12 protein-coding genes are annotated in these 13,280 nt (G+C 73.8%); 8 read left to right on the forward strand and 4 right to left on the reverse strand.

The annotated features are described in order from the left end of the window. Nucleotides 1-502 precede the first annotated feature (502 nt). The 4 genes from MNZ27_RS21465 to hutI are packed head-to-tail and all read right to left on the reverse strand — an operon-like array spanning nucleotide 503 to nucleotide 3,787. On the reverse strand, nucleotides 503-1,279 hold the full coding sequence (locus MNZ27_RS21465) for a class II glutamine amidotransferase (protein ID WP_242396130.1): 777 nt from the start codon (nucleotides 1,277-1,279) through the stop codon (nucleotides 503-505). A 52-nt stretch (nucleotides 1,280-1,331) separates the two neighbouring features. After that, the gene (locus MNZ27_RS21470; protein WP_242396131.1) at nucleotides 1,332-1,982 is read right to left on the reverse strand and encodes an endonuclease dU; all 651 of its coding nucleotides are present in this window, start codon (nucleotides 1,980-1,982) and stop codon (nucleotides 1,332-1,334) included. Beyond that, complete coding sequence (locus MNZ27_RS21475; protein WP_242396132.1) at nucleotides 1,982-2,503, reverse strand: metallophosphoesterase family protein; 522 nt, start codon at nucleotides 2,501-2,503, stop codon at nucleotides 1,982-1,984. Before MNZ27_RS21475 ends, MNZ27_RS21470 begins: the two co-directional genes overlap by 1 nt. A gap of 3 nt (nucleotides 2,504-2,506) precedes the next feature. Then, on the reverse strand, nucleotides 2,507-3,787 hold the full coding sequence (gene hutI / locus MNZ27_RS21480) for an imidazolonepropionase (RefSeq protein WP_242396133.1): 1,281 nt from the start codon (nucleotides 3,785-3,787) through the stop codon (nucleotides 2,507-2,509). Nucleotides 3,788-3,948: 161 nt separating this feature from the next. Here hutI and asd point away from each other — a divergent pair, with 161 nt between their 5' ends. From asd to MNZ27_RS21520, 8 genes are all read left to right on the forward strand, one after another. Further along, nucleotides 3,949-4,794, forward strand: coding sequence for an archaetidylserine decarboxylase (gene asd, locus MNZ27_RS21485; protein WP_242396134.1), 846 nt, complete (start codon nucleotides 3,949-3,951; stop codon nucleotides 4,792-4,794). A 204-nt stretch (nucleotides 4,795-4,998) separates the two neighbouring features. Beyond that, nucleotides 4,999-6,246, forward strand: a complete 1,248-nt coding sequence (hisS, locus tag MNZ27_RS21490) for a histidine--tRNA ligase (protein ID WP_242396135.1) — start codon at nucleotides 4,999-5,001, stop codon at nucleotides 6,244-6,246. Nucleotides 6,247-6,253: 7 nt separating this feature from the next. Further along, entirely contained in the window at nucleotides 6,254-7,156 is a 903-nt protein-coding gene (miaA, locus tag MNZ27_RS21495) for a tRNA (adenosine(37)-N6)-dimethylallyltransferase MiaA (RefSeq protein ID WP_242396136.1), read from the forward strand. A 54-nt stretch (nucleotides 7,157-7,210) separates the two neighbouring features. Beyond that, nucleotides 7,211-8,179 carry an acetyl-CoA carboxylase carboxyltransferase subunit alpha gene (locus MNZ27_RS21500; protein WP_242396137.1) on the forward strand — a complete coding sequence of 323 codons (969 nt, stop codon included), beginning with the start codon at nucleotides 7,211-7,213 and terminating at the stop codon, nucleotides 8,177-8,179. Nucleotides 8,180-8,510: 331 nt separating this feature from the next. Next, nucleotides 8,511-9,230, forward strand: a complete 720-nt coding sequence (gene cmk, locus MNZ27_RS21505; protein ID WP_242396138.1) for a (d)CMP kinase — start codon at nucleotides 8,511-8,513, stop codon at nucleotides 9,228-9,230. Next, nucleotides 9,227-9,937: a hypothetical protein gene (locus tag MNZ27_RS21510; RefSeq protein WP_242396139.1), complete on the forward strand. Its 711-nt coding sequence runs from the start codon at nucleotides 9,227-9,229 to the stop codon at nucleotides 9,935-9,937. Before cmk ends, MNZ27_RS21510 begins: the two co-directional genes overlap by 4 nt. Before the next feature lie 85 nt (nucleotides 9,938-10,022). Then, on the forward strand, nucleotides 10,023-10,859 hold the full coding sequence (gene ispH / locus MNZ27_RS21515; RefSeq protein ID WP_242396140.1) for a 4-hydroxy-3-methylbut-2-enyl diphosphate reductase: 837 nt from the start codon (nucleotides 10,023-10,025) through the stop codon (nucleotides 10,857-10,859). A 249-nt stretch (nucleotides 10,860-11,108) separates the two neighbouring features. Next, nucleotides 11,109-12,815, forward strand: a complete 1,707-nt coding sequence (locus MNZ27_RS21520; RefSeq protein WP_242396141.1) for a 30S ribosomal protein S1 — start codon at nucleotides 11,109-11,111, stop codon at nucleotides 12,813-12,815. Nucleotides 12,816-13,280 lie beyond the last annotated feature (465 nt).

Below are 13,280 nucleotides of genomic sequence, written 5' to 3' on the forward strand. Positions count from 1 at the left end.
GTGCGTTCATAAACCGATGGTCTCACGCGATTTCGTGGCCTCCTCAGACGCACACATTCGGCGCCAAGCGCGAGAACGGGAACGAGGCCTCGCGCCTCGGGACCGCGCGGACTCGCGGCGCACGGTGCCCGCCAAGCGCTGCGAGAGAGGCCTTCTCGGACGATCCGGGCTCGCGAAGCGTCACCCACCGGAAAATGCGTCAACCGCCGAATGGTGAAACTGGGGTTCCCGCGAAAGGGCTGCGGCCCAACGCTCAGGGTGAAGCCAACGGCCGCCTCGCGAACGGGCGGCAGCGCGACGGGCGATTCAGGGCCACGGTGCCGGCGGAGGCTCGTAGCGCTATTGGTGAAACACGGGTCTCTTCGGGGCCGATCTTGCGCAGACGGTTCCCACGCACTGGGGCGCCCCGGCCTTTCCAACTTCCCGAGCCAAGACCGCTCGTCCTTCAGGGATGTTCGCCTGCAAGGTCGCTCCTCGACGGACCCGACTTCCCGTGCGAGGCTCACGCGGTGCGCAGCGCGCCGCGCACGATCCGGTCCCCGTCCTCCGTCCCGACGAACCCGTCCTCCGGGACCTCCTCCCACCGGTGCCCGCGGCCGATCCGCTCGCTCGCGACGACGAACGCGCGGTACGGCCCGGCGGCGGCGGTGAAGTGCAGCGTCCGGCCGTGGCGGGTCGCGGCGAGGAGCCGGCCGTCGGTGACGAGGAGGTTCAGCGAGGAGGGCCTCGGGGAGGGGACGTCGTCGGCCACGCGCAGCACGAGGGCGACGACGTCCTGGAGGGCCCGGCGGACGTCCTCGAGCGACGCCGCCGGGAGGTCGGCGCGGGCGCGGAGGCGGGTGAGGAAGAGGTAGAAGAGCCGCTCGCTGTCGGTGTCCCCGCGGATGCGCGCGCGCAGGTCGGGGTCGAGCTCCGCGGCGATGGCCGCGCGGACCGCGCGCTCCTCGTGGTAGCGCGCCACCGTCCCGTTGTGGGCGAAGAGCCAGCGATCGTGCAGGAACGGGTGGGTGTTCTCGTGGCGGACCGGGCCGACGCTCGCGTCGCGGACGTGGGCGACGACGATCCGCGAGCGGACCTCCCGGCCGGCGGCGGCGAACGCCTCGTCCTCGTGGGCGGGGAGGAGCCCGCGCCGGACCCGGGGCGCTCCGTCCACGTACCATCCGATCCCCCAGCCGTGCGGGTGCCGGTGCGACTGGAACCGGAGGGCGTTCTCCGCCGTGCAGAGCGGCGCGCAGCTGTCGAAGCCCGGGTGGGCGTGCTGGCCGAAGAGGCGGCACATCGGCGGAGGTCAATGTAGCAGCCCCGCGGACCCCGAACCAGCCGGTGGGCCGCTACGCGCGCCGGCCGCTCTGGCCGGTGCGGACCGCCCCGGCGACCAGGTGCGCGAGCCGCAGCGCCTCGGGGACGGCCCCCCGGTCGGTGAGCCGCGGGAGGGCCGCGGCGACCACCTCCGGGGCGGCGCCCGCCACCTGGAAGCAGAAGCCCCCCGCGCGGTGGACCGGCCCCGCGGCGCGGAGGAGGGCGAGCCGGCGCCGCGGTCGCGGCAGGCGGGCGATCGCCGCCTCGACGGCCGCGAGGTCGGGCGGGCGGCGCATCACGGCGACGCATGGCCTCTCGAGGCGCGCCGCGAGCGCGGGCAGATCGACGAGGTTGAACCCGCCGAACCCGAGGCCATCGAGGAGGACCAGGTGGAGCTGGGGGAGGAACTTGCCGCCTCGCAGCAGCGCGACGATCGCGTCGGTCGCGTCCCAGCCGTCGCGCCGCACCGCGCCCCAGACCAGCCCCTCGAAGCGCGTGCCGGCGCAGACCACGCCCGCGAGCCCGACCAGCCCCCGGCGCTCGCGCGAGAACGGCGCGTCGTCGAAGCCGATCGCGCGCAGGGTCCGGCCGGGCGGCGGCAGCGATCTCGGGCGAGAGGGAGGCGCGGGCTCGGGGGCGAGGGAGCGCCCTGGGCCCGTCCCGATGCGCGCGCGCGTCGCCATCACAGGGCCGCGGCGAGCGGCGCGCCGCGCGGCCGGGGCGCCTCGCCGTCCAGGTCGTAGAACGTCACCTCGGCGAGGCGGCCGCGGATCGACAGCACCGCGGCGGAGCGGGGGAGGCGGAACCGCCGGGGGCCGGCGCTGCCCGGGTTCACGAAGAGCGTCCCCTCCAGCACCGCCGCGCCGGGCCGGTGCGAGTGGCCGTGGACCACGATCTCCGGCCGCTCCCCCGCGAGCCGCGCCCGGGCCGGAGGCTTCGGGCGGTTCCGGGGGCCGAGGTCGTGCACCACGAGGACGCGGAGCGCGCCGGCCTCGACGAGGGCGGTCTCCGGGAGCCGGGCGAAGGCCGGAGCGTGATCGTTGTTGCCGCGGACCGCGGTGACCGGCGCGATCGACGCGAGGACGTCGAGGAGGTCCGGCGGGCCCACGTCCCCGGCGTGCAGGATGCGCTCGCAGCCGGCGAAGAGCGGCGCGAGCTTCGGGTCGAGGAGCCCGTGGGTGTCCGAGACGAGCCCGACCCGCACGACTTACCTACAGTCCACCGCGACCGCCGGCGCGGCCTCGTGGACGATCCGCCCGCGCTTCACGACGGCGAGGGCGTGGTTCACCGCCATGTGCCAGGCGAGGTGCTCGGCCGAGTCGCAGCCCCACACCACCAGGTCCGCCTCGGCGCCCGGCGCGAGCCGGCCGAGGTCGGGGCGGCGCAGCGCCCGCGCGCCGCCCGCGGTGAAGGCGACGAGCGCCTCCGCGGGCGTGAGCCGGAGCTTCAGGCAGGCGAGCGAGAGCGCGAGCCCCACGTTCTCGCTCATGCCGCTCCCGGGGTTCAGGTTCGTGGCGAGGGCGATCGGGACGCCGGCCTCGAGGAGGCGCCGCGCGGGCGCCCAGCGCTCGGAGCCGAGGAAGAGCGTGGAGAGGGGGAGGAGCCCCGCCACCACCCCGGCGCGGGCGAGGGCGGCGATGCCCCGCTCGTCCACCTCCTCCAGGTGATCGGCGCTCGCCGCGCCGAGCTCCGCCGCGAGCTCCGCGCCGCCACCGGCGGTGAGCTCGTCGGCGTGCAGCCGGAGGGCGAGGCCCCGCGCGCGGGCGGCCTCCAGGATCCGGCGCGCCTCCTCGACCGAGAAGGCGCCCTCCTCGACGAAGACGTCGCAGAACTCGGCCAGCCGCTCCCGCGCGACCGTCGGGACGAGCTCGTCGCAGATCCGGCCGACGAAGCCGGCCCGGTCGCCGGCCGCCTCCGGCGGGACGGCGTGCAGCAGGAGGGTCGGGACGATCGTCACCTGATCGGACAGCGCCTGCCCGAGGCGCTGCACGATCCGGAGGAGCCGCAGCTCCGCCTCGACGGTGAGCCCGTACCCGCTCTTCACCTCGACCGTGGTCACCCCCTGCTGGAGGAGGCGCCGGGCGCGCCGGGCCGCCTCCTCGAAGAGGACGTCGTCCCGGGCCGCGAGGGTGGCCCGGGTGGTGACCGCGATGCCGCCGCCCGAGAGCGCGACCTCGAGGTAGCTGCGGCCGGTGACGCGGAGGGCGAACTCGCCGGCCCGGTCCCCCGCGAAGACGAGGTGGGTGTGCGAGTCGATCAGCCCCGGCGTGACGAGCCCGCCGCGGGCGTCGATCACCCGCGCGCCGTCGAGGTCCACCGCGTCCGCGAGGTCGCGGTCGCGGCCGATCCAGGCGACGTGGCGGTTCGTCACCGCGAGCGCCGCGCCGTGGAGCAGGCCGGCGTCGGAGGGGCTTCGGTCGCAGGTCGCGAGGACCGCGTTGCGGACTGCGAAGGTGGCGGTCGGGCGGAGCGAGGCGGGCGAGTGCACTGGGCGGTCGGTCCGGGGGGCCGGGGGTCGAAGGATGTTGATACCGCGTTCTGGTCGCCCGCGCTCGCTCCGTCGCCGGGTGGGAGCGCCCCGCCGCGCCGGGCCCCTCGCCCGATAGTCGAGGCCCCGGAGAGCGACCGCTGCTACACTCCGCTCGCCTCATGAACGATCGCCTCTTCATCTCCAGCCTCGCGCTGCTCCCCAAGAGCGGCCTCTCGCGCCTCGTCGGGGCGCTCACCCGGTGGCAGGCGCCGGCGCCCGTCCGGCTCGCCGCGATGAGGGCCTTCTCGCGCCGTTATCGGATCGACCTCTCGGCGTGCCCGGACCTCGAGCGCTACCGGACCTTCGGCGAGTTCTTCGCGCGCCCGCTCCGGCCCGGGCTCCGGCCCGTCGCCCCGGGCGACGGCGTGCCGGTGTCGCCCGTGGACGGCGTGGTGTCCGAGACCGGGCTCGCCGCCGGCGGCCGGCTCGTCCAGGCCAAGGGGATCGACTACACGGTGGCGGCGCTCGTGGGGGACGAGGACCTCGCGCGGCGGCTCGAGGGGGGCGCGTACGCGACGCTCTACCTCTCGCCGTCGGACTACCACCGTATCCACTTCCCCCTCGGCGGCCGCGTCACCGGGTACCGCTACGTCCCGGGGAAGCTCTGGCCGGTGAACCCGGCCTCGGTCCGCACCGTGCGCGGGCTGTTCACCGTCAACGAGCGGCTCGTCACGATCACGGAGACGCCCCTCGGCGCCTGCGTCATCGTCGCAGTGGGCGCCACCGTGGTCGGCCGGGTGCGGGCCACCTATGATCCGGCCGCGCCGCTCACGAACACGGGCGCCCCCTTCACCGTCCGCGATTACGAGACGCCGATCCCGGTCGAGAAGGGGCAGGAGCTGGGGGCGTTCGAGATGGGCTCGACGGTGATCCTGCTCTTCGAGCCCGGGAAGGCCCGGCTCGATCCGCGGCTGGTCGCCGGCGCCCGCGTGCGCGTCGGCGAGGCCCTCGGCGCGGCGGGGTAGGACGCCGCCGGCGCCGGTCCGTCCGCCGGTCCGCCCGCCGGTCCGCCCGCCGGGCGGCCCGAGCCGCGGCCGGGCGGGGGAGCCGCCGCCGGCCCGGAGCGCGCCTGTCCGATTGCCGTCGCCCTGCGCCGCGCGCCCTCGGGCTCGCTCGCTCCCGCACCGCACCCGTGCACGCCCGCTGGCTCTCTGGTAAACCCGACCGCCATGAAGATCGCGGGCGTGAAGGGCATGAACGACGTGCTGCCGGCCGACATGGGCCGCTGGCACGAGATGGAGGCGGTCGCGCGGGAGGTGTTCGCGCTGTACGGGTACCGGGAGGTCCGGACCCCCGCCGTCGAGCACGCGCAGCTCTTCGCCCGCGGGGTCGGCGAGGCGACCGACATCGTCAACAAGGAGATGTACGTCTTCGAGGACAAGGGCGAGGAGCTGCTCGCCCTGCGCCCCGAGGGCACCGCCGGCACCGTCCGCGCCTTCATCGAGCACGGCGCCTACGTCGAGGGCCCGCAGAAGTGGTTCTACATGGGGCCGATGTTCCGGCGCGAGCGGCCGCAGAAGGGGCGCTACCGCCAGTTCCACCAGATCGGGTGCGAGGCGTTCGGGATCGCCGAGCCCTTCATCGACGCCGAGCAGATCGCGCTCCTCGCCGACTACTTCGCGCGCCTCGGCGTCACCGCCACGCTCAAGCTGAACTCGGTCGGCGACCCCGAGTGCCGGCCGGCGTACCTCGCCGAGCTGAAGGGGTACCTCTCCGGCCACCGCGACGCGCTCTGCGCCGACTGCCGGGACCGGATCGAGCGCAACCCGCTCCGCGTCCTCGACTGCAAGGTCGAGAGCTGCCAGCCGGTGCTGGAGCAGGCGCCGCGGCTCCTCGAGCACCTCTGCGAGGGCTGCCGGACCCACTTCGACCAGGTGAAGGGGGCGCTCGACGCCCTCGGCATCGCGTACACCCTCGACACGCGCCTGGTCCGCGGCCTCGACTACTACGTCCGCACCGCCTACGAGTTCACCAGCGACGCCCTCGGCTCGCAGTCGGCCGTCGCGGGCGGCGGGCGCTACGACCGGCTCGTCGAGACCCTGGGCGGCCCGCCGACGCCGGGCATCGGCTTCGCGCTCGGCCAGGAGCGGCTCGCCATGATCCTCGAGAAGGTCGGGCGCGCGGCGCCGGAGCGGAGGCCCGCCGTCTTCTTCGTCAGCGCGGACGCCGCCGGCGCCCTGGAGGGGCTGCGGCGGGCGGCGGAGCTGCGCCGCGTCGGGATCGCCTGCGACCTCGACCCGCGCGGCGGGAAGATGAAGGCGCAGTTCAAGCAGGCGGAGCGGGTCGGCGCGCGCTTCGCGGTGGTCCTCGGGGGCAACGAGGTCCAGACCGGCCAGGCGAAGCTCAAGGACCTCGAGACGCGCGCGGAGACCCCGGTCGCGCTCTCCGACCTCGCGGCGCGCGTCCGCGCCGGGTAGGGGGCGCGTGCCGAGGCTCCTCGTCGTCGCCGGCCCCACCGCCTCGGGCAAGACCGCGCTCGCCGTCGCGCTCGCGCGGCGGCTCGGCGGCGAGATCGTCAACGCGGACTCGCAGCAGGTCTACCGCGGCCTCGACGTCGGCACCGCGAAGCCCACGGCGACGGAGCGCGCCCTCGTCCCGCACCACCTCCTCGACGTGGTCGAGCCGGGGGAGGGGATGGACGCGGCGCGCTGGGCCGCCCTCGCGGACGCGGCCATCGGGGACATCGCAGGGCGGGGGCGGCTCCCCATCGTGGCGGGCGGGACCGGGCTGTACCTGCGCGCCCTGCTGCACGGCGTGGTCGCCGCGCCGGGGCGCGATCCGGCGCTCCGCGCGCGGCTCGAGGCGGAGGCGGCGGCGCTCGGCCGCCCCGCGCTCCACGCCCGCCTCGCGGCGATCGACCCCGAGGCCGCCGCGCGCATCCGCGAGAACGACCTGGTCCGGATCGTCCGCGCGCTCGAGATCGCCGCGGGCGGGCGCCGCCCGAGCGAGCTCTACGCGGAGCACGCCTTCCAGCCCGACCGGTACGCGGCGACGATCCTCGCCCTCGACCCACCCCGGGCCGAGCTGCACGCCCGCATCGACGCGCGGGTCCGGGAGATGTTCGCGGGCGGTCTCCTCGACGAGGCCCGGGCGCTCGTGGCGCGCTGCGGCGGAGCGCTCCCTCCGAAGGCTCCCATCGGGTACGCGGAGGCGGCGCTCTGCGTCACGGGCGCGCTCGCGCTCGAGGAGGCGATCCGGCGGGTGCAGGTGGCTCACCGCAGGTACGCGCGGCGGCAGGTGATCTGGCTCCGGAGGGAGCGCGGGGTGGAGTGGATCGTCCCCCCCTTCGACGCGGAGGCATTGGCGCGCCGCGTCGAGGAACGCTGAGCGCCAGGGCTCTGGCGCACGTGCTTCGCCGCGGGGCCGTGCTATAAGCGCGGCGTGCCCAAGCCAGCCTACGCCCTCGACTTCGAGCGTCCGCTCCTCGCCCTCGAGTCCAAGATCGCCGAGCTGAAGGATCTCTCCGGCGGCGCCAAGGTCGACTTCAGCGACGAGATCTCCAAGCTGGAGAAGAAGGCCCGGAAGCTCCAGGCCGAGATCTTCAGCGACCTCGATCGCTGGCAGACGGTCCAGCTCGCGCGTCACCCGCAGCGGCCGTACACGCTCGACTACCTCAAGTACCTCTTCACCGACTTCTTCGAGATCGAGGGCGACCGGCGCTTCGCCGCCGATCACGCGATCGTCGGCGGCTTCGCGAAGCTGGACGGCGAGCCGGTGGTCGTGATCGGGCACCAGAAGGGCCGGAGCACGAAGGAGAACATGCTCCGGAACTTCGGGATGCCGCGGCCGGAGGGCTACCGGAAGGCGCGGCGGCTCTTCGACCTCGCCAACCGGTTCCGCAAGCCGATCATCACCTTCATCGACACCCCCGGCGCGTACCCCGGCATCGGCGCCGAGGAGCGCGGCCAGGCCGAGGCCATCGCGGTGAACCTCGAGGTGATGGCGTCGCTCGAGGTGCCGGTGGTCGCGGTCGTCATCGGGGAGGGCGGCTCCGGCGGCGCGCTCGCGCTCGGCGTGGCGAACCGGCTGCTCATGCTCGAGTACTCGATCTACTCGGTGATCTCGCCGGAGAGCTGCAGCGCGATCCTCTACCGCGATCCGACGAAGGCGCAGCGGTCGGCCGACGCGCTCCGCCTCACCGCGCGCGACCTCGCCGGCTTCGGCATCACCGACGAGCTGATCACCGAGGCGCCCGGCGGCGCGCACCGCGATCACGAGCTGACCGCGAAGAACGTCGGCGACGCCCTCCGCCGCCACCTCGCGGAGCTCAAGCAGCTCTCCCCCGAGGCGCTCGTCACGGATCGCTACAAGAAGTTCCGGGCGATGGGCGTGTTCACGTCGGAGGAGTGAGGCCGCAACGCCGCGTCAGCGGCGCGCGGGGGACCGCGAGCGAGCCCGCGTGAGCGGGTCGCGAGCGGTCACGGGCCCCCGCGAGCAGGGGTGGGGCCCCGCGAGCTTTGCTTGCGGGGCGGGGCGGCACGCCCCGTGGAGATCACCGGCGGGGCCGGCACGCCAGGCGGTGATCGGTCACCCGGGCGAGCGGGCGAGCGGGCGAGGATCCTGGGCCGCGCCGCCGGATCCCGCGCCGGCGGCTCCTAGGGTATAACCCTCGCCCCATGCCGCTGGCCCCATCGTGCGTCGCCCCGCTCACCCCCGTCGCGCCGCGAGAGGCGCTCGACCGATGACCGCCGCGCGGCCGTTCATCGTCGCCATCGACGGGCCCGCCGGGGCCGGCAAGTCCACCGCGTCGCGCCTGCTCGCCGCGCGCCTCGGGTTCGCGATGGTGGACACCGGCGCGATCTACCGGACGGTCGCCCTCGCGGCGATGCGCGGCGGGATCGCGCTCGACGACGACGCGCGCCTCGGCGACCTCCTCCCGCGCCTCGACATCCGCTTCGGGCCTCCCGCGGCGCCCGGCGCCGGGCCGCGCGTGTTCCTCGGCGCGGAGGACGTCTCGATCGAGATCCGCACGCCCCCCGTCTCCCTCGGCGCGAGCCAGGTCTCGGCGCGCCCCGTGGTCCGCGCGGGGCTGCTCGACCTGCAGCGCCGGCTCGCCACCGCCGCCGGGCAGCGCGGCGCGGTGCTCGAGGGGCGGGACATCGGGACGGTCGTGTTCCCCGACGCCGACGCCAAGTTCTTCCTCGTGGCGACCGCCGAGGAGCGCGCCCGGCGCCGTCACGCCGAGCTGCAGCGCAAGGGCGATCGGTCCACCTTCGAGGAGGTCCTCGCCGATCAGCGGCGGCGGGACCGGAACGACACCGAGCGGGAGATCGCCCCGCTCCGGCCGGCCGGGGACGCGGTGGTGGTGGACACGAGCGGGACGCCCCTCGAGACGGTGGTCGAGACCCTCGCGCGCGAGGTCGAGCACCGGCTCGGGCGGGGGCGCAGGGAGGCGAGGTGAACGACGGCGAGCGCGCGTACGGACCGAAGGAGTGCGGGAGCTGCCGCCTCTGGAGGCCCATCCTCGAGGACGCGCGCGGCCCCATCGGCCCCTGCCGCCTCGCGGTCCGGACCGGCAACTTCCCCGGCACCGCGCCCACCTGCGAGCGGTACCTCTCCCGCGACGCGGCGATCCCCCAGGCTCTTCCGCCGGAGCCGGAGCGCCGTCGCGCCCGCGCCTCGAAGCCGCTCGTGGTGCACCGCGCCGGCGGCGCCGCCCCCGAGGCGGGGGAGGGGCCGGCCGCCCGCGTCGAGGCGTTCACCCCCGATCCCGCGGCCCCGCGGCCCGCGCCGGCGGGACCGGATCTTCCCGAGGAGCTGACCGACATGACCCGTGAGGAGTTCGCCAAGGCGGTGCGCGAGGCGCTGCGCGAGGAGACGACCCCCGTCCGGCTCGCGCCGCGCTGGGAGGGCGGGACGGTGGTGCTGAAGCCCGGCGACCCCCAGACCCAGGCGAAGGAGATCCCCCTCGACAGCCTGTTCCACAAGATCGTCATGATCCGGGATCGGCTGCGCGTGCTCGAGCAGAAGGTCAACGCGAGCGAGAAGCTCTCCGACGCGGAGAAGGTCGAGCTCCAGCAGTACGTGACCCGCTGCTACGGCTCGCTCACCACGTTCAACGTCCTGTTCAAGGACGAGGGCGAGAAGTTCGTGGGCGAAAAGAGCTGACGCGCGCGCCCGCCGTCCGGTCGTCCCCCGTCCTGGCGGGGGAGGTGGTCGCCCGGGGCGGGAGACGCTATATACGGCCGCACCTATGGACGTGAAGATCGCGAGGACCGCGGGGTTTTGCTGGGGCGTTCGACGCACGGTGGACAAGGTGCTGGACGTCGCGCAGCGCGCCGGCAGCCCGGTCGTCACGCTCGGCCCCATCATCCACAACCCGCAGGCGGTCGCGCGCTTCCAGGAGCAGGGCGTCGGCACCGTGAGCGCGATCGGCGAGGTGCCCGACGGCACGACCGTGGTCGTCCGCACCCACGGGGCCCTGCGCCAGGAGCTCGAGCGTGCGAAGGAGCGCGGGCTCGAGGTGGTGGACGGCACCTGCCCCTACGTGAAGTACCCCCAGGTCATCGCGCAGCGGCTCAGCGAGGAGGGGTACCACATCGTCATCGTCGGGGACGCGAACCACGCCGAGATCAAGGGCGTCGTCTCCTACTCGAGGACGCCCTGCACGATCGTGAAGCCCGGCGCGGCGATCCCCGAGATCGACGCGAAGAAGGTCGCCGTCATCGCCCAGACCACCTGCATCGGCGCGGAGTTCGAGCGGGTGGTCGGCGCGCTGGCCCTCCGGCACAAGGAGGTCCGGGCGGTGAACACGATCTGCAACGACACCGACGAGCGGCAGACGGACGCGCGCGGGCTCGCGCGGGAGGTCGACGCGGTCGTGGTCGTCGGTGGGAAGAACAGCGCCAACACCCGCCACCTCGCGGAGATCTGCCGCGAGATCCAGCCGAGGACGTGGCACGTCGAGACGGAGGCGGAGCTGGATCCCCGCTGGTTCGAGGGGTGCCGCGTGGTCGGCGTCTCGGCGGGCGCCTCGACGCCCGACTGGGTGATCGAGGGGGTGGCCGCCAGGCTGCGCGCTCTTCCGTGACGGATTGCCCGCCTTGACGCAGGAAAATCGGACGTGTAGCGTGCGCGGTCCGTAGTTAGGGATCTGTAGGCCGGGGTATGCCCGGTGCACGCCGACTCCTCGATCCCCGGGAGCAGGCGCGAAACGACACCCAGGGGGCAGCAGTCGTTGACGCCGAGACCTTCTTTCGTGGGCGTGGGCAGGCCCGAGGCCGCTCACCCAGAACCCCGTGAAGGGCGGCGCTTCCCGACAAAAGGTTGGCCTGACCGAATGGAGAACCAGACTATCCGTACGCCGGACGTCGAGACCGAGGATTTCGCGACCCTGTTCGCCGCGAGCGAGGCGAAGACCGGCCCCATCGAGGAGGGGAAGGTCGTCAGCGGAACCGTGATCCAGCTGACGAAGGACTATGCGGTCATCGACATCGGCTACAAGTCCGAGGGTCAGGTGCCCATGTCCGAGTTCGTCTCGGTCCCGGGCAGCGAGCCCGCCGTGAAGGTGGGCGACAAGGTCGAGGTGCTCGTCGAGTCCCGGGAGAACGACACCGGGATGGTCGTCCTCTCCAAGGAGAAGGCCGACAAGATGCGCATCTGGGACGAGATCTCCGCCGCGTGCGAGCGCGACGAGCTCGTCGAGGGCGTCATCGTCGGCCGCGTGAAGGGCGGTCTCTCCGTCGACATCGGCGTGAAGGCCTTCCTCCCGGGCTCGCAGGTGGACATCCGCCCGGTGCGGAACCTCGACAAGCTCATCGGCGAGAAGTTCAAGTTCAAGGTCATCAAGTTCAACAAGAAGCGCGGGAACATCGTCCTGTCGCGCCGGGTCCTCCTCGAGAAGGAGCGCGAGGAGCTCAAGAAGGAGACCCTGAAGAACCTGAAGGAGGGCGCGATCCTCAAGGGCGTGGTCAAGAACCTCACCGACTACGGCGCCTTCATCGACCTCGGCGGCATCGACGGCCTCCTGCACGTCACCGACATGAGCTGGGGCCGCATCGGCCACCCGTCGGAGATGTTCGAGGTCGGCCAGGAGGTCCGGATCGTCGTCCTCAAGTTCGACCCGACCACCGAGCGCGTCAGCCTGGGCCTCAAGCAGATCCAGGAGGACCCGTGGCACCGCGCCGACGAGAAGTACCCGGTCGGCACCCGCGTCGCCGGCAAGGTGGTCTCGCTCACCGACTACGGCGCGTTCATCGAGCTCGAGCAGGGCGTCGAGGGGCTCGTGCACGTCTCCGAGATGAGCTGGACGAAGCGGGTGAAGCACCCCTCGAAGCTCGTCAACGTGGGCGACAAGGTCGAGGCGGTGGTGCTCGACATCGACCCGAAGGCGAAGCGGATCAGCCTCGGCATGAAGCAGATCGAGGCGAACCCGTGGACGCTCCTCGAGGACAAGTACCCGATCGGCTCGGTCATCCGCGGCGAGGTCCGCAACGTCACCGACTTCGGCATCTTCGTCGGCGTCGAGGAGGGCATCGACGGCCTCGTGCACGTGTCCGACATCTCCTGGACCGAGCGGATCAAGCACCCGGGCGAGAAGTTCAAGAAGGGTGACGTGGTCGAGGCGGTGGTGCTCAACATCGACGTCGAGAACGAGCGCTTCAGCCTCGGCATCAAGCAGCTCCACGCCGATCCCTGGACGACGCTCACCGAGCGCCACCCGGTGGGCGCGCGCGTGAAGGGGCGCGTCACGAAGGTCACCGACTTCGGCGCCTTCGTGGAGATCGAGCCCGGCATCGAGGGGCTGGTCCACGTCTCCGAGATGAAGGACGAGCGCGTCGAGAACCCGCGCGACGTCGTGCAGGAGAACCAGGAGGTCGAGGTCAAGGTCATCGACATGGACCTCCAGGAGCGGAAGGTCGCGCTCTCGATCAAGGCCCTGAACCGCGACGGCGGCGAGGACGATTACCGCGAGTACCTGCGGCGCCAGGGCGACGGCCGCGCCCGCCTCGGCGACCTCATGGAGAAGTTCAACCGGCGGAAGTAGCGAGCCGGAAGCGCTGGAAGGGATCGCGGGCGGCCCGGAGACGGGCCGCCCGTTTCATTATGGCGCCACCGCGTGCGAGCGTTGCGAGGCACACGAGGCCATCGCCGAGCGGGGGCACACGACGAGCGAGCAGCGCACGCAGCTCGAAGCTCCGTTCGCCCTGAGCGTAGGCGCGCGCAGCGCGCCGGAGTCGAAGGGCGAGCAGCGCAGGGAGGAGCCTGCCCCGCGCAGGCAGGCAGCGTGCGCCGCGGCAGCTCGAGGCGAGGGGGGGTGCCATGAGCGTCCGCCCGCGCGCTCCTGAACTGTTGCGGGCCGGGGTCCCGCGTGCTTACGTGAGGCAACCATGAACCCCTCCGACCCGAACGAGCCCCTCCCGACCACGCCGGTCGGTCCCGCCGCGCCGCCCCCGGCGGGTGGCCCCCCGGGCGCTCCGGAGCCGCCGCGCTGGGGCGCGCCGCCGCCCCC

The sequence above is a fragment of the Anaeromyxobacter oryzisoli genome, from assembly GCF_022690765.1.
Lineage (GTDB): Bacteria > Myxococcota > Myxococcia > Myxococcales > Anaeromyxobacteraceae > Anaeromyxobacter > Anaeromyxobacter oryzisoli.

Coding starts and splice junctions, on each gene's coding strand:
- MNZ27_RS21465 (WP_242396130.1), bottom strand. CDS start 1,279: ATGTGCCGCCTCTTCGGCCAGCACGCCCACCCGGGCTTCGACAGCTGC.
- MNZ27_RS21470 (WP_242396131.1), bottom strand. CDS start 1,982: ATGGCGACGCGCGCGCGCATCGGGACGGGCCCAGGGCGCTCCCTCGCC.
- asd (WP_242396134.1), top strand. CDS start 3,949: ATGAACGATCGCCTCTTCATCTCCAGCCTCGCGCTGCTCCCCAAGAGC.
- hisS (WP_242396135.1), top strand. CDS start 4,999: ATGAAGATCGCGGGCGTGAAGGGCATGAACGACGTGCTGCCGGCCGAC.
- cmk (WP_242396138.1), top strand. CDS start 8,511: ATGACCGCCGCGCGGCCGTTCATCGTCGCCATCGACGGGCCCGCCGGG.
- ispH (WP_242396140.1), top strand. CDS start 10,023: ATGGACGTGAAGATCGCGAGGACCGCGGGGTTTTGCTGGGGCGTTCGA.
- MNZ27_RS21520 (WP_242396141.1), top strand. CDS start 11,109: ATGGAGAACCAGACTATCCGTACGCCGGACGTCGAGACCGAGGATTTC.